Annotated in this window: 18 protein-coding genes; 17 read left to right on the plus strand and 1 reads right to left on the minus strand. The window is 71.0% G+C overall.

Annotation, left to right across the window (positions count from 1 at the left end; genetic code table 11):
• Position 1: 1 nt before the first annotated feature.
• Genes SHK19_RS09440 through SHK19_RS09480 form a run of 9 tightly spaced genes read left to right on the plus strand, consistent with a single transcriptional unit; the run spans position 2 to position 8600 of the window.
• Positions 2-1195 (plus strand): acyl-CoA dehydrogenase family protein, encoded by a 1194-nt coding sequence (locus SHK19_RS09440; RefSeq protein WP_322938495.1) that lies wholly within the window; start codon positions 2-4, stop codon positions 1193-1195.
• Positions 1192-2160: a phosphotransferase family protein gene (locus SHK19_RS09445; protein WP_322938496.1), complete on the plus strand. Its 969-nt coding sequence runs from the start codon at positions 1192-1194 to the stop codon at positions 2158-2160. The genes SHK19_RS09440 and SHK19_RS09445 overlap by 4 nt, the downstream gene beginning before the upstream one ends.
• Before the next feature lie 48 nt (positions 2161-2208).
• Complete coding sequence (locus SHK19_RS09450; protein ID WP_322938497.1) at positions 2209-3432, plus strand: acyl-CoA dehydrogenase family protein; 1224 nt, start codon at positions 2209-2211, stop codon at positions 3430-3432.
• Entirely contained in the window at positions 3429-4202 is a 774-nt protein-coding gene (locus SHK19_RS09455) for an SDR family NAD(P)-dependent oxidoreductase (RefSeq protein ID WP_322457259.1), read from the plus strand. Before SHK19_RS09450 ends, SHK19_RS09455 begins: the two co-directional genes overlap by 4 nt.
• Positions 4202-4969, plus strand: a complete 768-nt coding sequence (locus tag SHK19_RS09460) for an SDR family NAD(P)-dependent oxidoreductase (protein WP_322457258.1) — start codon at positions 4202-4204, stop codon at positions 4967-4969. Before SHK19_RS09455 ends, SHK19_RS09460 begins: the two co-directional genes overlap by 1 nt.
• A complete protein-coding gene (locus SHK19_RS09465) occupies positions 4966-6021 on the plus strand; it encodes an alcohol dehydrogenase catalytic domain-containing protein (protein ID WP_322457257.1) in 1056 nt (351 codons plus the stop codon). The genes SHK19_RS09460 and SHK19_RS09465 overlap by 4 nt, the downstream gene beginning before the upstream one ends.
• A gap of 34 nt (positions 6022-6055) precedes the next feature.
• Positions 6056-7570, plus strand: a complete 1515-nt coding sequence (locus tag SHK19_RS09470; protein ID WP_322938498.1) for a class I adenylate-forming enzyme family protein — start codon at positions 6056-6058, stop codon at positions 7568-7570.
• 54 nt (positions 7571-7624) lie between these two features.
• Positions 7625-8242 carry a TetR/AcrR family transcriptional regulator gene (locus tag SHK19_RS09475; protein WP_322457255.1) on the plus strand — a complete coding sequence of 206 codons (618 nt, stop codon included), beginning with the start codon at positions 7625-7627 and terminating at the stop codon, positions 8240-8242.
• Positions 8243-8267: 25 nt separating this feature from the next.
• A complete protein-coding gene (locus SHK19_RS09480) occupies positions 8268-8600 on the plus strand; it encodes an EthD family reductase (RefSeq protein WP_322457254.1) in 333 nt (110 codons plus the stop codon).
• A 23-nt stretch (positions 8601-8623) separates the two neighbouring features.
• Here SHK19_RS09480 and SHK19_RS09485 read toward each other — a convergent pair whose 3' ends face one another.
• Positions 8624-9397 carry an SDR family NAD(P)-dependent oxidoreductase gene (locus SHK19_RS09485; protein ID WP_322938499.1) on the minus strand — a complete coding sequence of 258 codons (774 nt, stop codon included), beginning with the start codon at positions 9395-9397 and terminating at the stop codon, positions 8624-8626.
• A gap of 60 nt (positions 9398-9457) precedes the next feature.
• On the opposite strand from SHK19_RS09485, the gene SHK19_RS09490 reads away from it, so the two are divergent.
• The 8 genes from SHK19_RS09490 (at position 9458) to SHK19_RS09525 (ending at position 18853) form a co-directional block, all read left to right on the plus strand.
• Positions 9458-10489 carry an NADP-dependent oxidoreductase gene (locus tag SHK19_RS09490; protein WP_322938500.1) on the plus strand — a complete coding sequence of 344 codons (1032 nt, stop codon included), beginning with the start codon at positions 9458-9460 and terminating at the stop codon, positions 10487-10489.
• Positions 10490-10519: 30 nt separating this feature from the next.
• Positions 10520-11710: an acyl-CoA dehydrogenase family protein gene (locus tag SHK19_RS09495; protein WP_322938501.1), complete on the plus strand. Its 1191-nt coding sequence runs from the start codon at positions 10520-10522 to the stop codon at positions 11708-11710.
• Positions 11707-12726, plus strand: coding sequence for a phosphotransferase family protein (locus SHK19_RS09500; protein WP_322457250.1), 1020 nt, complete (start codon positions 11707-11709; stop codon positions 12724-12726). Before SHK19_RS09495 ends, SHK19_RS09500 begins: the two co-directional genes overlap by 4 nt.
• A 246-nt stretch (positions 12727-12972) precedes the next feature.
• Positions 12973-14049 carry an ABC transporter permease gene (locus SHK19_RS09505; RefSeq protein WP_322938502.1) on the plus strand — a complete coding sequence of 359 codons (1077 nt, stop codon included), beginning with the start codon at positions 12973-12975 and terminating at the stop codon, positions 14047-14049.
• A gap of 1 nt (position 14050) precedes the next feature.
• A complete protein-coding gene (locus tag SHK19_RS09510) occupies positions 14051-15598 on the plus strand; it encodes a sugar ABC transporter ATP-binding protein (RefSeq protein ID WP_322457248.1) in 1548 nt (515 codons plus the stop codon).
• 65 nt (positions 15599-15663) lie between these two features.
• Positions 15664-16506 (plus strand): mycofactocin-coupled SDR family oxidoreductase, encoded by an 843-nt coding sequence (locus SHK19_RS09515; RefSeq protein ID WP_322457247.1) that lies wholly within the window; start codon positions 15664-15666, stop codon positions 16504-16506.
• A 97-nt stretch (positions 16507-16603) separates the two neighbouring features.
• On the plus strand, positions 16604-17734 hold the full coding sequence (locus SHK19_RS09520) for a sugar ABC transporter substrate-binding protein (protein ID WP_322938503.1): 1131 nt from the start codon (positions 16604-16606) through the stop codon (positions 17732-17734).
• A gap of 111 nt (positions 17735-17845) precedes the next feature.
• On the plus strand, positions 17846-18853 hold the full coding sequence (locus SHK19_RS09525; RefSeq protein WP_322938504.1) for an alpha/beta hydrolase: 1008 nt from the start codon (positions 17846-17848) through the stop codon (positions 18851-18853).
• Positions 18854-18876: the final 23 nt, after the last annotated feature.

An 18876-nucleotide genomic window follows, 5' to 3' on the forward strand; every position in this document is an offset into this window, starting at 1 on the left:
CGTGACCGCTCCCGACCTCGACGGCTTCGTCGCCGACGCCCGCGCGTGGCTGGGCGGCGTCGCCGAGCCCCGCACCCGCCGTTCCTGGGGCGAGGGCTCCGACTCGGTGGCCGTCTTCGAGAACTGGACGGCCGAGCAGGAGCGCGAGGAGACCGACCGGGTCCGCGCCTACGAGCAGGCCAAGTTCGACGCCGGCTTCGGTGCCATCACCTGGCCGCCGGAGTACGGCGGCCGCGACCTGCCGCCGTCGTACCTCCTCGCGTTCCGGCGGGTCGAGGCGGAGTACGACGTGCCGCGGCGCACCGAGATGTTCCCGGTGACCCAGCAGCTGATCGCCCCGACCATCGCTCAGTGGGGCACCGCGGAGCAGCGGGCGACGTACGTCCGGGCGATGCTGCGGACCGACCTCATCGCGTGCCAGCTGTTCTCCGAGACCGAGGCGGGCTCCGACCTCGCGGCGGTCCGCACCCGTGCGGTGCGCGTCGGTGACGGGTGGGTGCTCAACGGTCACAAGGTCTGGACCTCCGGCGCCCCGGTCGCCGACTACGGCCTCGCGGTGACCCGCACCGACCCGACCGCCGCCAAGCACGCGGGCCTCACCGCCTTCCTCGTGCCGATGGACGCCCCCGGTGTCACCGTGCGCCCGATCCGCCAGATGACCGGGGGCGCCTCCTTCAACGAGGTGTACCTCGAGGAGGTCCGCCTCGGCGACGGCTACCGGATCGGTCCCGAAGGCCAGGGTTGGAAGGTCGCACTGACCGTCCTCGCGTCCGAGCGGCTGGACTCGGGCGCCCTGGGACTCGAGAACGCCGACCAGGCCGTCGAGCTGGCCCGCAACCTCGGGCGACCCCTCACCGAGCTGGAGCGCGACAAGGTTGCGGACCTGGTGACGCGCAGCTACGTCCAGCGTCTCACCGGCATGCGGGTCGCCGCTGCCGTCGTCGCCGGCGACGACCCCGGGCCCGAGGCCTCGGTCGGCAAGCTGCTCGCCACCGACACCATGGCTCGAACGTCAGAGGTGGCGCGGATGCTGCTCGGTCCCGACCTCACCGTCCGGAGCGACAAGTGGGGGGCCTGGGCGTGGAGCGAGCACGTGCTCGGCGCACCCGGGTACCGGATCGCCGGCGGCACCGACGAGATCCAGCACAACATCCTCGCGGAGCGGGTGCTCGGGCTGCCGAGGGAGCCACGATGACCGCCACCACGGCGACCGCCCTCGAGGACCGGGTCGTCGACGCCCTGCGTGCTGCCGGTCATCCCGGCGAGCCGACGGCGCTCGAACCGCTGCTGGGCGGCCACTCCGGACTGACCTACAAGATCGCCCTCGGGGAGGAGTGGTTCGTCGTCAAGGCGGTGCCTCCCGGCCAGCGATCGATCGGCCGGCACGACATGCTGCGCCAGGCGCGGATCATGTCCGCGCTCGCCGGCTCCGGCGTCCCGGTGCCGGCGATCAGGGCGACCGACGACGTCGAACCGGCCTGGTTCGCGATGGAGCTCGTCGCCGGCGACTCCCTCGAGCCGGTGCTCGATGATCCCCCGTTGGACCCGACGCTGGCTGCGGCGCGGATGCGGCGAGCCGCCGCGATCCTCCCGCGCCTGCACGCCGTGCCGCTGTCGGCGCTCCCTGTCGACGGCGAACCGCTCACCCCCGCCGACGAGCTGGCCCGGTGGAGCCGCACTCTGGCCGCGGTCCCGCCCGAGCTCGTCCCGGGAGCCGAGCGGCTGGAGAAGCTGCTGGCCTCGTCGGTCCCGGAGGCCGTCGACCCGGTGCTCGTGCACGGGGACTACCGGCTCGGCAACCTCATCTCCGTCGGCTCGGAGCCGGCCGCGCTGATCGACTGGGAGATCTGGAGCCCGGGTGACCCGCGGGTCGAGCTCGGCTGGTTCCTCGTCTTCGCCGACGGCACCAACTTCCCCGGCGTAGGGAGGGAGGTCCCCGGACTTCCCGACCCCGTCGAGCTGGTCGAGCGGTACGCCGACGGCGGCCCGGTGCCGCGCGACCTCACCTGGTTCGACGCGCTCGGCCGCTTCAAGATGGCCGCGATCATGGGCCACAACCTCCGTCGGCACCGCGAGGGCAGGCACCACGACCCCGACCAGGAGCGCCTGCCGGCCACGATCGACCGGCTGATCCGGACCGGCACCGAGCGGCTCTGCTGACCCAGACCGGCCATCCATCCGCAATGACGCGCACGAGAGGCAACCTTCGTGGACTTCGAATTCTCCGACCGCACCGCCGAGCTGGTGGTCCGGCTCGAGGCCTTCATGGCCGAGCACGTCTACCCGGCGGAGGCGGTGTTCGACGCGCAGGTCGCTGCCAACAGCAACCCGCACGAGCAGCCGCCGGTCATGCGCGAGCTCCAACGGATCGCCCGCGAGCAGGGCCTGTGGAACCTCTTCATGACGCACGGCGACCGCGGCGCCGGGCTCACCAACCTCGAGTACGCGCCGCTCGCCGAGATCGTCGGCCGGTCGATCATCGGCAACGAGGCGATCAACTGCTCGGCCCCGGACACCGGCAACATGGAGATCCTGGCGATGTACGGGACGGAGCAGCAGCAGAAGGAGTGGCTGGACCCGCTGCTGGACTGTGAGATCCGATCCGCATTCGCGATGACCGAGCCGGAGGTCGCGAGCTCCGACGCCCGCAACATCACCTCCACGATCCAGCGCGACGGCGACCACTACGTCCTCAACGGCCGCAAGTGGTACACCTCCGGGATCCTCGACCCGGACTGCAAGCTGATCATCTTCATGGGCAAGTCCGATCCGACCGCGACGACCTACCGGCAGCAGAGCATGGTCCTGGTCCCGGCCGACGCGGCGGGAGTCGAGGTCGTGCGTGACCTGCCGATGTTCGGCTACCGCGACCGGCTCGGCCACGGCGAGGTCACCTTCACCGACGTCCGGGTTCCGGTCGAGAACGTCCTCGGTAAGGAGGGCGGAGGCTTCGCGATCGCCCAGGGCCGTCTGGGGCCCGGCCGGATGCACTACGCGATGCGCGCGATCGGCATGGCCGAGCGAGCCCTGGACCTGATGTGCCAGCGCGCGAGCGTCCGCGAGGCCTTCGGCGGCCCGCTCGCCGAGCAGGGCGTCGTGCGCGAGTGGATCGCCCGCAGCCGGATGGAGATCGACCAGATCCGGCTCTACACCTTCAAGGCCGCCTGGCTGATGGACACCCGCGGCAACGCGGCTGCCCGCACCGAGGCCGCCGCGATCAAGGTGGCCGCGATGGAGGTCGCGCACAACGTCGTCAACCGCGCCGTCCAGACGTGGGGGGCCGCCGGCGTCAGCGACGACACGGTGCTCGCCCGGCTCTTCTCCATCACCCGCGCCCTCCAGATCGCGGACGGACCCAGCGAAGTGCACCTCAGGAGCATCGCCCTCCAGGAGCTCAAGAAGCACGACGTCCCTAAGGAGCCGGTCCCGTGAGCGGCCCGACAACCGCGGGCGCCCTGCTCGACGGCAGGGTCGCGCTCGTGACCGGAGCCACCCGCGGTCTCGGCCGGTCGATCGCGGACGCGCTTGCCGAGGCGGGCGCCACCGTCATCGTGTCCAGCCGCAAGGCCGACGCGTGCGAGGAGGTGGCCGCAGGGATCACCGCGGCCACCGGCGTCAAGGCGTACCCGCTGCCGTTGCACGTCGGGGACTGGGACGCCATCGAGCCCGCTGTCGACGGTGTCGTGGAGCGCCACGGCCGGATCGACGTGCTCGTCAACAACGCCGGCATCGCGCCGCTCGTTCCGTCGGCCATGGACGTCACCGAGGCCCTCTTCGACAAGACGATCGACGTCAACCTCAAGGGTCCGTACCGTCTGATGGCCGTGGCGGGCGCTCACATGTTCCGGGCCGGACGCGGGTCGATCATCAACATCTCCAGCATCGGCGCCGAGCGGCCCAGCCCGCCGGAGGCGACGTACGCGGCCTCGAAGAACGGGCTCAACGCGCTCACCCGCGCGTTCGCGCAGGAGTACGCACCCCACGTGCGGGTCAACTGCGTGATGCCCGGAGCGTTCGCGACCGACATGGCGAACGAGTGGGACGACGAGTTCATCGGCCTCGTCACGAACCGGCTGCCGTCCGGGCGCCTCGGCGATCCTCGCGAGCTCGCCGGCATGGTCGTCCACCTCGCGTCCGACGTGGCGGGCTACACCACCGGTGCCCTGATCCCGGTCGACGGCGGACGGACGGCGGTCTACTGATGTCCGACTTCCCCTTCGACGCCTTCGACCTGACCGGTCGCGTCGCGGTCGTCACCGGTGCCTCCGCCGGCCTCGGCAACGGCTTCGCCCGGACCCTCGCGGGCGCCGGAGCCACCGTGGTGGCTGCCGCCCGCCGGAAGAGTCGTCTCGAGAAGCTCGCCGCGGACGTGCCCGGACTGGTCCCCGTCGAGTGCGACGTCACCCGAGCGGACGACCGCGAGCGGTTGATCGCGACCGCCTCCGCGATCAACGGCGGCATCGACGTCCTGGTGAACAACGCCGGGATGGCCGGCCCGCCGGACGCCCTGACCGAGACGGCCGAGGAGTTCGGCGCGATCATCGATCTCAACCTCACCGCCGGGTTCCGCCTCGCCGTCGAGATGGTGAAGTCGCTCCCCGAGGACCGGGCCGCCTCGATCATCAACATCTCCTCCGTCGTCGGCCTGGTGTCGACGGCGCCGATCGGCGGGGCGGGGTACGCCGCCTCGAAGGCCGCCGTCATCGGCATCACCCGCGAGCTGGCCGGGCAGTGGGGCCGCCGCGGCATCCGCGTCAACGCCCTGGTGCCCGGGTGGTTCGACACCGAGATGACCGACGGACTGTTCAGCAACGAGAAGTCGGCCGGATGGGTGCGCCGGAACACCATGCTGGGTCGCGGGGGTCGCGAGGGCGAGGTCGACGGCGCGCTGCTCTTCCTCGCGTCCGACGCCTCGAGCTACGTCACGGGGAACGCGCTCGCCGTCGACGGAGGATGGACCGCACGATGACGGGGACGCCGTCCACGATGCGCGCGCTGCGCCTGCTCGCCTGGGGCGCGCCGCCTGAGCTCGTCGAGGTGCCGGTTCCCGTGCCGAGCGGGACCGAGCTGCTGCTCCGCGTCGACGCGGCCGGGCTCTGCCACTCGGACCTCCACATCATGGACGCCCCTGCCGGTGCCCTGCCCTACGAGCTGCCGTTCACCCTCGGGCACGAGGTGGTCGGGTCGGTGGTGGCGGCCGGTGACGACGCCGAGCCCGGGTGGCTCGGTCGGCGGGCCGCCGTCCACGGGGTGTGGTCGTGCGGCCGCTGCCGCCAGTGCCGGCGTGGTCGCGAGAACTACTGCTTCGCGCTGACCGGCCCGATCGGTGGCGGGATCGGCCGCGACGGAGGGCTGGCGGACTACATGCTGGTGCCCGCCGCGCGTCACCTGGTGGGGGCCGAGGGCGTCGATCCCCTGGCAGCGGCGCCGCTCACCGACGCCGGCCTGACCGTGCAGCACGCTCTCGACACCCACCGGGAGCTGCTGCCGCACGCCACGGTCGTCGTGATCGGCGTGGGCGGGCTCGGTCACCTGGCGTTGCAGCTGCTCGCCGGCCACGACCCGGCCTGCGTGGTCGCGGTCGAGCCGCGGAGGGCGGCCCGTCAGCTGGCGATGAAGCTGGGCGCGGACGCCGTCGTACCTGCGGTCGCGAACGCGGCCGCCTGGCTGGACGGCTGCGACGGGGGGCATGGCGCCGACGTCGTCCTCGACTTCGTCGGCACCCAGGAGACCCTGGCGGTGGCCGGCACGTTGCTGGCACCCGGCGGGCGCCTCGTGGTGGTCGGCTCGGCCGGCGGGTGCCTCGAGGTGGGCAAGTCGGCAGGACTGGAACGTGGCTGGGGCGTCAGCGCTCCGTTCTGGGGCACCCGTCGCGACCTCACCGCGGTCATCCGGTGCGCAGAAGCCGGACGGATCCGGGCGGAGATCGAGACCTACCGCTTGGATGACGTCCTGACCGCGTACGAGTGCCTGCGAGCGGGCCGCGTGCAGGGCCGGGCTGTCGTGGTGCCCGGCCAGTGAGCACAATCGAACCGAGGAAGCAGGAGAGAGCGACATGAGGAAGCTCGCGCAGGAACTCGTCGAGCGAGCCGAGCGCGCGCCGGACGTCGTCGCCGTCATCGACGGTGAGGGCGAGCACACGCTGCGCCAGGTGGTCACCCGGGCCGGCGAGATCGTCGCCCGGCTGGACGCGTGCCAGAGCGGTCCGCCCACCGTCCTGGTCCAGGCCGACAACTCGTGGCGGACGCTGGCCGCGGCGGTCGCCGTGGGTCTCCGCGGCGGGCTGATCGCCGTCGTCAGCGGCCACGCCGCGCGGTCCGAGTACGAGCTCGCCCTCGAGGACATCCAGCCCGATGCCGTCGTCGCATCCCCCCAGGCGTTGGCCACCTGGCAGGTGGACGACGCGTCCCTGCCCGCCGCCGGCGAGGTGCTCGACGGTTGGCAGCTCCGTGCGACCTCCGGTCCGACCAGGGGGGTGGATCGCTGGGCGGGTGGCGTCGTCATCGCCATGACGTCGGGGTCCACGGGTCGGCCGAAGTGCGTCGTACAGTCCGAGGCCGCGCTGCGGTATGCCGGTCGGTCGACCATCGATGCGGTCGGTCTGCGGCCCGGCGATCCGGTGGGCGCCCTCGTTCCGCTGTCGAGCGTGGCTGCCTTCTGCTTCGGGATGCACCTGCCGGCGATGCTCGGCAGTCCGATGGTCTGCCTGGACAAGTGGAGCCCCGAGGACGCGGTCGCGCTCCTCCGTGACCGCCAGGTCGGGTGGACGATGCTGGTGCCGACGATGGCTCTCCAGCTCTCCCTGGTCCCGGGGTCGGAGGGCGCGCTGTCGTCGCTGAAGGCGATGACGGTCGGCGGTGGGCCGATGAACGCGAGGGCCCTCGAGAACGCAGAGCGCCACCTGGGCACGCGCTTCCTCCGCGTCTTCGGGATGTCCGAGGCCCTCGGCCACACGACACCGCTGCCGTCCGACCCGGCGGACGTCCGCCTCGGACGCGACGGCCGCCCCTTCCCCGGCACCGAGGTCAGGGTGGTCGACGCCGACGGCCGGCCGGTGCCGGACGGCGAGGTGGGCAACGCCCAGGTCCGCGGTCCCTCGCTGTTCGTCGGGTACGCCCGCGACGGCGTGCCGCGACCCCCCGCAGTCACGGCCGACGGGTTCTTCCCGACCGGGGACCGCGCCACGATCAACGACGACGGCACCATCAACATCCGCGGCCGCGAGAAGCAGATCATCATCCGCGGCGGCCGCAACATCGACATCAACGAGGTCGAGGCGTCGGTGGCGGCGATCCCTGGCGTCGCCCAGGTGTGCGTCGTGCCGGTACCGGACGACCTGCTGGGGGAGCGGGCCGCAGCGCTGGTCGTCTTCACCGGCACCGAGCTGGGTCTCGACGACGTGCGCGAGCAGCTCCGGGCAGCGGACGTCCCGAAGTTCAAGTGGCCGGAGTTCGTGTACGCCGTACCCGCGCTCCCGCAGAACCGGGTGGGAAAGCTCAACCGCAACGAGGCGGCCGCCCTGGCGACGCAGCTCGCCACGGCCGACGCCGGAGGCGATCGTCCACGTTGAAGGCACGTGCGCAGGTATCCTGATCTGAATTCACTTAGTGACGAGGACGCTCCCATGACGGTAGAGACCACGCGGACCGAGAGTCCGCGATCGAAGCGGCGGATGATTCTCGACGCGGCCATCGACAACTTCGGCAAGGTGGGCTTCGAGCACACCAAGTGGGCCACGATCGCGGACGACGTCGGGATCGGGCAGACCGCGCTCTACCACTACTTCGAGTCCAAGGTGCACTGCCTGCTCACCATCATGAGCACCGAGCTCGAGCGCTCCTTCGAGCGGACCCAGGCGGTCACCGCGGAGATCGACGACCCGGCCGAGAAGATCCGGGTCGCCGTCCTCGCTGCGTTCGACGTGACCCCGCGCGAGGCCCTGCAGGCACGGATCCTGATGAGTCACCAGGACCTGCTGGTCGGGCAGCGGTCGTCGGTCCGCGAGGAGGACGAGCGCCAGCGGGCCCGCGGACTCGTGCGCGACATCGAGCACGAGTGGGCCGAGCTGATCCGCGACGGCATGTTCGCCGGCGCGTTCGAGCGACGTGACGAGCTGGTGCTGTCCCGGCTCCTGCTGGGCATGGTCAACAGCGTGTGGCGGTGGTACCGGCCCGATGGTGCCCACACGCTCGAAGAGATCGCCCAGCTGACCGCCGGGGCCTGTGTCCGGCTGGCCCGCTAGTCCCCAGCACAAGGAGCATTTTTCCGTGTACAACCTGATCGTCCTCGCGTCCAAGCCCTCTGCCTGGACCCACGAGCACTTCATCGAGTGGTGGCGCGGCGAGCACGCCGAGGTGACCTATCCGCTGCCCGGTCTGCGCCGATGGCTGCACACCGAGGTGCTCGAGGGCATGAGCGGCGAGCGGTCGGACGGCTGGGACGGCCTGTCCGTCCTGAGCTTCGACAGCAAGGAGGCGCTCGAGACCGCGTTGGCGAGCGATGAGTGGCAGCGAGCGGTGGCGCACGTCGGTTCCATGGGGGGCCGGAGCATCATCGTCACCGGCGACGAGATGGTGATGGTGCCCGAAGCCCGGGTCTGACGAGCGAGGACGCCGTACGCCGCTCAGCGGGCGGTCCAGCCCCCGTCGGCGTACAGCTCGGCGCCGGTCATGTAGCCGGCGTCGTCACTGCCGAGGAAGGCGACCGCCCCTGCGATCTCCGCGGGTCGACCCAGGCGGCCCATGGGGGTGTTCGCCACCATCGCCCGGTGCCGCTCGCTACCTCCGTAGCGTTCGAGCAGCTGGGCGGTCTCGATGAAGCCGGGGTGCAGGGAGTTGACGCGGACGCCCCGCGTCGCCCAGTGCAGCGCCGCGTTCTTCGTCATCGTCCGGACCGCGCCCTTCGCGGCGTGGTAGGCGACGCTGTTGCCGAGGCCGCCGGTGCTGCCGAGGATCGAGGCGACGTTGACGATCGCGCCACCGCCGGACCGCTCGATGAGCGGGCCGGCGTGCTTCATGCCCATCCAGACGCCGGTCGCGTCGACCGACATCACCTGGTCCCAGTGCTCCCGGTCCTCGTCCTCGACGGTCTTCAGCGAGCCGATGGCGGCGTTGTTGACCAGGACGTCGAGCCCGCCGAGCTCCGCCTCGACCCGGTCGACCGCCGCGCGCCAGGCGTCCTCGTCGCTGACGTCGAGCGCGACCGCCAAGTGGTCCCCGTCCGGGAGGCCGTCGAGTGCGCTGTCGAGAGCGGCGCCGGGAAGGTCGGCCGCGATCAGTCGCGCGCCCTCGGCAGCCAGGCGCTCGCAGATCACGGAGCCCAGGCCCCCGCCTGCTCCGGTGACCAGGACCCGACGCTCGCGGTAGCGACCAAGGGCTCGGTTGGACTCATCCAGCATGAACTGAACTTAGTTCAGGTAGGGTGGTGCTGTCCACCGCGGATCGAGGGAGGTGCTCGGGTGAAGAGCGCAGAGCTGCAGGTCGCGAGCTACCCCGACGGCGAGGTGGGGCCGCAGCACTTCGTCATGGTCAAGAGCGCCGTCCCCGACGACGTCGGCGGATTGGCCGAGGGCGAGGTGCTGGTGCGCAACACCTGGACCTCCGTGGATCCTGGGCTGCGGCTCCGGCTCCGGGCCGCGGCGCCGGCCGGCTACTTCCAGGCGTTCCCGCTCGGAGCACCCATGGACGGGATCCTGACCGTCGGCGAGGTGGTCGCGTCGCGCGCCGCCGGGTTCGCGACCGGCGACACGGTGTGGCACTCCCTCGGCTGGCGGGAGTACTCCGTCGTCCGGGCGTCGGACGTGGCCATGAACGGCATCGGCACGCTGCGGCGGCTCGACCTCGACGGCAACGAGCCGCAGTCGTTCCTCGGTGCGCTGGGCCCGATGGGACTGACGGCGTACAGCGGGCTGGCGGTGGCAGGTGCGCTCGGCGGCGGCGAGGTGGTCTGGGTGTCCGCCGGTGCCGGCGCGGTCGGATCGCTGGTCGCCCAGTTCGCTCGGCTGCTCGGGCACCGCGTGATCGCCTCGGCGGGTACGCCGGACAAGGTCCGCTGGCTCCGCGAGACGCTGGCGGTCGACGCCTTCAGCTACCGCGAGGAGGAACTGGCGGCCGCATTGAGGCGGCTGGCGCCCGACGGGATCGACGTCTACTTCGACAACGTCGGTGGCGACCATCTCGAGGCAGCGCTCGCCGCGCTGCGGATGCACGGCCGTGTCGCCCTCTGCGGTTCGGTCTCGGACTACCAGTCCGAGACCCGCGGCCCGCACAACCTGTTCCTCGCGACCGCGAAGCAGCTGACGCTCTCGGGCTTCCGCGGAAGCCTGCACCTGGACCGTCTGCCGGAGATGCAGGCGCGGGTGGGTCGGTGGCTCCGTGACGGCGAGCTGGTGTGCCCGGAGACCGTCTACGACGGACTGGCGGGGGCGCCGGCGGCCCTCGCCGACATGCTGAACGGCCGGACCCTCGGCAAGACCCTGGTGCGGCTCTAGATGAACAAGCCCGAAGAGTGAGGACGAACAATGCAGGCTGACCACGACATCGCGGCCATCGTCGCGGCGACCACGGCGTTCGTGCGACGCGAGGTGTTACCGGTCGACGACGAGCACGACGGTGACATCGAGGCGGCGGGTGGTGAGACGTTGCGCGAGCGGCTCCAGTCCGCCGCGCGGGCCGAAGGCCTGCTCTCACCCCACGGCCCGGTCGACTGCGGTGGCCTCGGTCTGGGAATGGCGGACCGGGCTCCGGTCTTCGAGGCCGCGGGCTGGTCGTTGTTCGGCCCGGTGGCGCTGAACATCAACGCCCCGGACGAGGGCAACGTCCACCTCCTCGACAACGTGGCGTCGGATCCGCAACGGGCCCGTTACCTCGCTCCGCTCGTCAGCGGCCAGGCCCGGTCGGCCTTCGCCATGACCGAGCCGGCGCCGGGCGCGGGTGCCGACCCGACGATGCTGACCACCACTGCCGCGAAGGTCGACGGGGGGTGGTTGGTCAACGGCCGCAAGTGGTTCATCACCGGAGCGGACGGTGCCACCTTCTACATCGTGATGGCGCGCACCAGCGGTCAGCCCGGCGCGCCGGGTGGAGCCACGATGTTCCTCGCTCCCAGCAGCGCGGCCGGCATCGAGGTGGTCCGGCACATCGAGACCGTCGACCGGTCGATGCTGGGCGGTCACTGCGAGATGCGGTTCACCGACGTGTTCGTCGCGGACGAGGACGTGCTCGGGGGAGTGGACGAGGGATTCAGGTACGCCCAGGTGCGGCTGGGCCCCGCGCGCATGACGCACGTCATGAGGTGGCTGGGTGCGGCGTCCCGCGCCCACGAGGTTGCCGTCAGGTACGCCGCCGGCCGGCCGGCGTTCGGCGGACGGCTCGCGGACCTCGGGATGATGCAGCAGATGATCGCCGACAACGAGATCGATCTCGCGGCCACCCGAGCGCTGCTGATGGAGGCGTGTCGCGAGCTCGACGCCGGCAGCCGGGCGTCGGAGTCGACGTCCATCGCGAAGACCTTCGCTGCCGAGGCCCTGCACCGGGTCGTCGACCGGGCGACCCAGATGTGCGGCGGGCTCGGTGTCTCCCGCGAGCTGCCGGTCGCGCGCATCGCGCGGGAGATCCGCCCGTTCCGGATCTACGACGGCCCTTCCGAGGTCCACCGGTGGTCCATCGCCCGGCGTGCCGTCCGTCGCGTGGCGGGTTCCGAAGCCTCGTGACGACGCCGAGTCGCCACGAGCTCGCACTCGTCGCTCGAGCACTCTCCGGGGCGGGGGTCGAGGTCGCCGGGCCGCTCGAGGCGGAGCCGATCTCGGGTGGTCGTTCCAACCTCACCTCGGTGATCTCGGACGGCCGGTCCCGGTGGATCCTGCGCACGCCGCCGCGCGCCGGCCGGACCGCGTCGGCCCACGACGTCGCACGCGAGCACCGGGTGACGGCGGCGCTGGCCGACTCGGGCGTCCCGGTGCCCCCGGCCCTCCTGCTGTGCGAGGACGAGTCGCTGCTCGGTGTCCCGTTCACGGTGAGCGGTCACGTGGAGGGTGCAGCCATCAGGACGCAGGCCGACCTGGCGGAGCACGACGACCAGGCGGTCGTGGCGATGACGAGCGATCTCCTGTCCACGCTCGCGGCACTGCACCGGGTGGACCACGTCGCCGCCGGACTCGAGGACTTCGGTCGCCCCGAGGGGTACGCCGCGCGCCAGCTGAACCGGTGGAGCCGACAGTGGGACAGCGTGGGTCTCTCGGACCTCGACTCGTTGGCGCGCGCGGTCATGGCGCGGCTGGCGGCCCGGGTGCCGCCGCAGCGCGCGACGTCGGTCGTGCACGGCGACTTTCGCATCGACAACACCTTGATCGCCGTGGACGGACCCTCGTCCCGGGTGGCCGCCGTCATCGACTGGGAGCTGTCGACGATCGGCGACCCGGTGGCCGACGTCGCGATGATGTGTGCGTACCGGCATCCGCCGTTCGACCTCGTGATGGGGGCTCCGAGTGCCTGGACGAGCGATCGGCTCCCTTCCTCGCGTGAGCTCGCCGCCGGCTACGAAGCGGCTGGGGGAGTGCCGCTGGAGGACTGGGGGTTCCACCTGTCTCTGGCGTGCTTCAAGGTCGCCGTGATCGCGGCCGGCATCGACCACCGGAGGCGAGCCGGCGCCGGCGCGGGCCCAGGGTTCGACACCGCCGGTGAGGCCGTCGCGCCCTACCTGGAGCTTGCGCTCCGCGACCTCGGCTGAGCCGAACTGGCCTCGGTCCTAGGGCGTCCAACTATTTTTTCGAACGCCCGCCAGGCGTGGACCACGATGCCCAGGAGCTGGTGCGGCCGCAACGGAATGCCGTGCTGACCTGCGCAAACGCGTGCGTTTCTCCCCGAGCCGCGGGCAGCGGGTCTCGGTAGCCCGGCGTCGATGTGACGCTTGACACGAGTTCAATTCAGTTCTAGGTTTCGAGAACTGAAGCAGGGCCTCTGTGAGGAGATCGATGTGGCACCAACGCAGCAGTTCGTCCCGGTGGATGAGCCGGTCGACCAACTCGCCGAGCCGGAGACCCGGTCCCGGCGGATCGAGCCCGGCCGGATCCTCGGCAAGCTGGCCCCTCGTCGGATCAGCGCCATCTACCTGCTGGCCTTCTTCGTCGTGCTGTTCGGCGTGCTCAGCCCGGACACGTTCCTGACCGAAGTGACGTTCACGCTGGTCTTCCGCTCCGGGGTGGTGACCTGCATCCTGGCGCTGGCCTTCCTCGTGCCGCTCACGGCGGGGGTCTACGACCTCTCGATCGGCGCAGTCATGGCGCTCGGCCTGGGCATCGTCGTCTACCTGTCCCTCCACACCGACCTGCCGATCCTGGTGACCGCACTGATCGCGATCGCCGCCTCTGCCCTCAGCGGTGCTGTGTCGGGGTTCATCGTGGTCAAGCTGCACGTCGACTCGTTCATCGCGACCCTCGGCGTCAGCCAGGTGCTCGCCGGCGTCCTGCTGCTGATGTCGAACAACACCCAGCTGATCGGTCAGTTCCCCGAGGGCTGGGGTGAGCTCGGGCGCGGCGACTTCGTCGGCATACCCGTCGTCGTCTGGATGCTCCTGCTGCTCGCCCTGGTGATGTGGTACGCCCTGGAGTTCACCGCCGTCGGCCGTCATCTCCTGGCGACGGGCGGCAACCGCGAGGCGGCCCGGCTGGCCGGCGTACCGACGCAGCGGATCCTGTTCGGGGTGTTCGTCGCCAGCGGCGCGATCTCCGGTCTCGCCGGCGTGGTCTTCTCGATGCAGAGCCCCGTGTTCTCGTCCAGCGTCGGCCCTGGCTACCTCTTCCCGGCGGTCGCGGCGGTCTTCCTCGGCGCCTCGCAGCTCTCACAGCGTCCGAACGTGTGGGGCACCCTCATCGCCTACTTCGCGCTCGCCTTCGGCATCCAGGGCCTGGCGCTCTCGGCTTCGTCCGCCTCGGTCTGGAGCCAGCCGATGTTCCAGGGTGTGTCGCTGATCATCGCGGTGGCGGTCGCCAGCCGCCCGGTCCTGCGCAAGCTGCGGGCCTCGCGGGAGCAGGCTCCGGAGCCGGTGAGCTGACGTGACGCTCTCGCAGCTGGCCACCGACGGCGTCGGGTCGGGGCACCCGGTGCTGACGGTGCGCGGCCTGTCGAAGACCTTCGTCTCGACCCGGGCGCTCAACCAGGTCGACTTCGATCTGCGAGCGGGCGAGATCCACGCACTGGTGGGCCAGAACGGCTGCGGCAAGTCGACGCTGATCAAGGTCCTCGCCGGCTTCCACCAGCCCGACCCGGGCGTGGAGATCAAGCTGGGTGGTGCGGAGATCGATCTGTCGAGCACGGCGGATGCTCACCGTGCGGGGCTGCGCTTCGTGCACCAGGACCTCGGCCTGGTGGGGACGCTGAGCACCGTCGAGAACCTGATGCTCGGCCGCCGGCTCTCCACCGGTCGTGGCGGACGGATCCGCTGGGCCGCAGAGCGCCGCGACGCGGTGCGCCGGATGAGGGACCTGGGCTACAGCTTCGACGTCGAGCGGCCCGTGGCCGCGCTCGGCGCTGCCGAGCGCACCGGCGTGGCCATCGCCCGAGCCCTGTGGGACTGGGAGGCCGCGCGGGTCCTCGTGGTCGACGAGCCGACCGCGTCGCTGCCGCGGGAGGAGGTCGCGGTGCTGTTCGCCGCACTCGAACGTGTCCGGGAAGCCGGACTGGGCGTCATCTACGTGTCGCACCGACTCGACGAGATCTTCGCGATCGGTGACCGGGTCACCGTCCTGCGTGACGGCGTTCGCGTCGGCACCTGGGACGTCGACGCGATCGACCAGGACGGCCTGGTGCGCTCGATGATCGGTGACGAGAAGCTACGTCCTCCGCATGACCACACCGTCGACCCGACGGACGGCGAGGTCGCCCTAGCGGTCACCGGCCTGAACGGAACGGTCGTCGAGGACGTCGACCTCCGCGTACGCCGCGGCGAGGTCGTCGGGATCGCCGGGCTCACCGGCTCCGGACGCGAAGAGCTGCTGTCGTTGATCTTCGGCGTCGCGTCGAGATCGGGCGACGTGCGGCTCGACGGCCGGCCGGTGCCGGCGAACCCGCGCCGCGCGATGAGGGCGGGCCTCGCGCTCGTGCCCGCGGACCGCCGAGGTGAGGGCGCCATCCTCGAGATGCCCGTCCGGGAGAACTTCGGCCTCACCGACCTGCGCCGCTTCGCGACCCGCTTCGGATACCTGAGCCGGGGGCGCGAGGTGAAGGAGGTCAAGGAGTGGATCCGGCGTCTCGACGTACGCCCGCCGCTCCCCGAGGCCCTCTTCGGCGCGCTCTCCGGCGGCAACCAGCAGAAGGTGGTCCTGGCGAAGTGGTTGCGCCGGCAACCCGCCGTGCTCCTGCTCGACGAGCCCAGCCAGGGGGTCGACGTCGGCGCCAAGGCCGTCATCCACGCGCTCGCGCGCGAGGTGGCAGCGGACGGTGCCTGCGTCGTCATCGCGTCGTCCGACGACAGCGAGCTGTGCGACACCTGCGACCGGGTCGTCGTGATGCGCGACGGCCGCATCGTCGCGGAAGTGGCGGGGTCCCGCCTCACCACCGAGGAGCTCAGTCGCCTGCAGCTCGGTCTGGCAGCGACCGCCTAGTCGAGGCGCGCGGCCCGATGGGCAACACGGACACGAACACCGAACCAGCACGAGGAGAAGCGCAGATGGGCACACTCGAGGGCAAGGTCGCCTTCATCACCGGCGCCGGTCGCGGCCAGGGCCGCTCGCACGCCCTGCGGCTGGCAGACGAAGGGGCGGACATCGTCGCCCTGGACATCTGTGCCGATGCCGTCGAGAGCGTCCCGTACTCGCTGGCGGATCGCGCCGACCTCGACCAGACGGTCGCGCTCGTGGAGGCGAAGGGCCGTCGCATCGTCGCCGAGGAGGCGGACGTCCGCGACCTCGGCCAGGTCCAGAAGGTCGTCGACGCCGGGCTCGGCGAGCTCGGCCGGATCGACGTCGTCTGCGCGAACGCCGGCGTCGGCTCGTGGTCGGTCAGCTGGGAGATGTCCGAGCAGGTCTGGAAGGACATGATCGACGTCAACCTCACCGGGGTGTTCAACACCGTCCGGGCAGCGCTCCCGTCGATGGTCGAGCGAGGGGAGGGCGGCTCGGTGGTGCTCACCAGCTCCACGGCCGGCCTGATCGGCTACCAGAACACCGCCCACTACACAGCGGCCAAGCACGGCGTGATCGGTCTGATGAAGGTGCTGTCCCAAGAGCTGGGCCCCCACCGGATCCGGGTGAACGCCATCTGCCCGACCACGGTCAACACGCCGCTGGTGGTGAACGACGCGACGTTCCGGCTGTTCGCACCCGACGTCGCCCAGCCCGGCCCTGACGACGTCCGCGAGGCGTTCGCCGGGCTCAACAGCCTGCCTGACGTGCCGTGGATCGAACCCCTCGATGTCTCCGAAGCAGTCGCCTGGCTCTGCTCCGATGCGGCCCGGTACATCACCGGGATCGCCCTTCCCATCGACGCGGGGAACACCGCGAAGAAGGGCTGACAGGCACCAACCGGGCACGACCTGCCCGGGTTCCAGAGATCTCGGACGTTCATATCCATTCAAACTGAACTGAATTCAAGTTTACTTAGGAGTTCCGATGAAGAACTGGCAGCGCATTGCGCGCATGTCGCTCGCCGTGCCGCTGCTGGCCCTCGGGCTGGCTGCATGCGGTGATTCCGACGCGGAGTCGACCTCGCCCGAGGCCTCGGCTGCGGCCGAGGCAGCGCCGGACCCGGTGACGACCCCGCCGACCGAGATCACGATCACCACCCCGCTCGAGGCGCCTCCGGAGCCCGGGAAGACCTTCTTCTGGCTGCAGTGCGAGCTGCCGATCTGCGGGAAGATCGGGACCGGGGTCGAGGCCGCGGTCGACGCTGCTGGGTGGAACTACGAGAACATCGTCTTCAAGGCCACTGACCCCGGCGGCGCCATCGAGTCGGCGATCCAGCAGAGCCCCGACGTCATCGGCATCACCGGCATCCCCTCGGCGGCGATCGAAGCCCAGCTCGCCAGCGCCGCAGAGGCGGGCATCCCCGTGGTGACCTGCTCACCGGGTCCCGAGGACCCGTCTCCCGAGACGTACGCCGCGATCTGCAGCCAGACCACGCAGCCGGACGGGGAGAACCTGGCGCTGTGGGCGATCAAGGACTCCAGCGGCGGCGCCAACATCGTGACCGTCACGATCCCGAGCTTCCCTTCGCTGCAGACGACCGTCGACGGCGTGCACAAGATGGTCGACGAGCACTGCGCTGACTGCTCGGCCGACGAGCTGGAGCTGACCGTCGAGGACCTGGCCGGCGGCCAGGTGGCGTCGAAGCTCGTGGCCTACCTCCAGTCGAACCCCGACACCAACTACGTGCTGTTCAATTTCGCGGACCTGGAGATCGGAGTTCCGGAGGCGCTCCAGGTCGCCGGGTTCGAGGACAAGGTGAAGCTGATCGGCAACGGCGGCGGGCCCCAGCAGTTCGAGGCGCTCGTCGAGGGTGGCGGGATGGATGCCGCCTGGGTGGCTTACCCGAGCCTCTACTCGGGGTGGCAGATGGTGGACGCGGCGCTCCGACTCGTCGACGGCGGCACGCTGCCTGACGGTTACCACGAGGAGATGGAGTCCCTGCCGACGTACATCGTCGACACGCCTGAGGCGGCGGAGGCGCTGGCGCCGTCGTACGACTTCGCCGGCCCTGCGGGCTACGAGGAGCAGTTCACCGAGCTCTGGCAGCTCAACTGAGGCATGCGGGGGCGCCGGCCACATCGCCGGCGCCCTCCGCATCCACCTTCATCTGACATGTCATCGACTCGGCGCCGGCCCGGCCGGCGCCCCACGGGAGAGGAAGCTCCGATGCAGCTGCAGAAAGAGGCCGGCCCCAGATCGCGGATCGACCTCAGCCTGGCCCTGCCTTCGTCGGCCACGCCTGATGGCGTCGGAGAGCTGGCGCTCGCGGCCACCTTGTTCGTTCCGGACGAGATCGCTGACGATGTCCGCGTTCTCGTCTGCTGGCCGGGCGGGTCGTACGGAAGGGACTACTGGGACATCCGGATCCCGGGCCACGACGGCTACAGCTTCGCCGAGCACATGACCTCGTGTGGCTTCCTGGTGCTCGCGGTCGACCCGCTGGGCGTCGGAGGCAGCGGACGGCCCGCGGACGGCACCGTCTGCACGTACGAGGCGTTGGCCGCCGCGGCCCACGGCGCGGTAGAAGTTCTTCGCGCCCGTCTGGCGGACGGGTCCCTCGCCGCCGGGCTGCCGCCCATCGCCGAGCCGAGAGTGGTCGGCGTCGGGCACTCCATGGGCGGTGGCCTCGTCGCCATCCAGCAGGCGCAATGGGGTAGCTACGACGGGATCGCCGTCCTCGGCTACACGCACGGAGTCAAGACTCGCTCCGTCGACCATGGGGACGACGCGACGATGCGCTCCACCGCCGTCGAGCTCGCCAAGGGCTTCTGGGGATCGCAGTGGGAGGCGGGCTACGGCGTCGTCGACAAGGTGCCTCACCAAGCGTGGCTCAACGGTCCTGACGTGCCGGCTGAGATCATCGCCGCGGACAATGCGAACCCGGTGGTCTGGGCAGCCTGGCCCTACGTCGATGCCCTCCACGTCGGCTACACGGCTGCGCACGCGGCTCAGGTCTCGTCACCGGTGTTCCTCGCGTTCGGTGAGTTCGACATCAGTGAGCAGCCGCGGGGCGAGGCGGCGTTCTACGAACGGGCGGACGACATCACGCTGTTCGTGCTGGCAGGCAGCTATCACTGCCACAACTTCCAGGCCGGTCGCGCAGATCTCTGGGATCGCATCGGCGGATGGGCGACGGGCGTGGCCGGATCGCGGCCGTCGGCCGGGTCGTCCTGATGCGCCGAAGCGTCCCGGAGCCC

It is taken from the genome of Nocardioides bizhenqiangii, assembly GCF_034661235.1.
In the GTDB taxonomy this organism is placed as follows: Bacteria; Actinomycetota; Actinomycetes; order Propionibacteriales; family Nocardioidaceae; genus Nocardioides; species Nocardioides bizhenqiangii.

Excerpts from the sequence above, each read along its gene's own strand:
- SHK19_RS09475 (WP_322457255.1), top strand. The coding sequence starts at position 7,625 with ATGACGGTAGAGACCACGCGGACCGAGAGTCCGCGATCGAAGCGGCGG.
- SHK19_RS09470 (WP_322938498.1), top strand. The coding sequence starts at position 6,056 with ATGAGGAAGCTCGCGCAGGAACTCGTCGAGCGAGCCGAGCGCGCGCCG.
- SHK19_RS09520 (WP_322938503.1), top strand. The coding sequence starts at position 16,604 with ATGAAGAACTGGCAGCGCATTGCGCGCATGTCGCTCGCCGTGCCGCTG.
- SHK19_RS09485 (WP_322938499.1), bottom strand. The coding sequence starts at position 9,397 with ATGCTGGATGAGTCCAACCGAGCCCTTGGTCGCTACCGCGAGCGTCGG.
- SHK19_RS09460 (WP_322457258.1), top strand. The coding sequence starts at position 4,202 with ATGTCCGACTTCCCCTTCGACGCCTTCGACCTGACCGGTCGCGTCGCG.
- SHK19_RS09465 (WP_322457257.1), top strand. The coding sequence starts at position 4,966 with ATGACGGGGACGCCGTCCACGATGCGCGCGCTGCGCCTGCTCGCCTGG.
- SHK19_RS09445 (WP_322938496.1), top strand. The coding sequence starts at position 1,192 with ATGACCGCCACCACGGCGACCGCCCTCGAGGACCGGGTCGTCGACGCC.
- SHK19_RS09495 (WP_322938501.1), top strand. The coding sequence starts at position 10,520 with ATGCAGGCTGACCACGACATCGCGGCCATCGTCGCGGCGACCACGGCG.
- SHK19_RS09515 (WP_322457247.1), top strand. The coding sequence starts at position 15,664 with ATGGGCACACTCGAGGGCAAGGTCGCCTTCATCACCGGCGCCGGTCGC.
- SHK19_RS09525 (WP_322938504.1), top strand. The coding sequence starts at position 17,846 with ATGCAGCTGCAGAAAGAGGCCGGCCCCAGATCGCGGATCGACCTCAGC.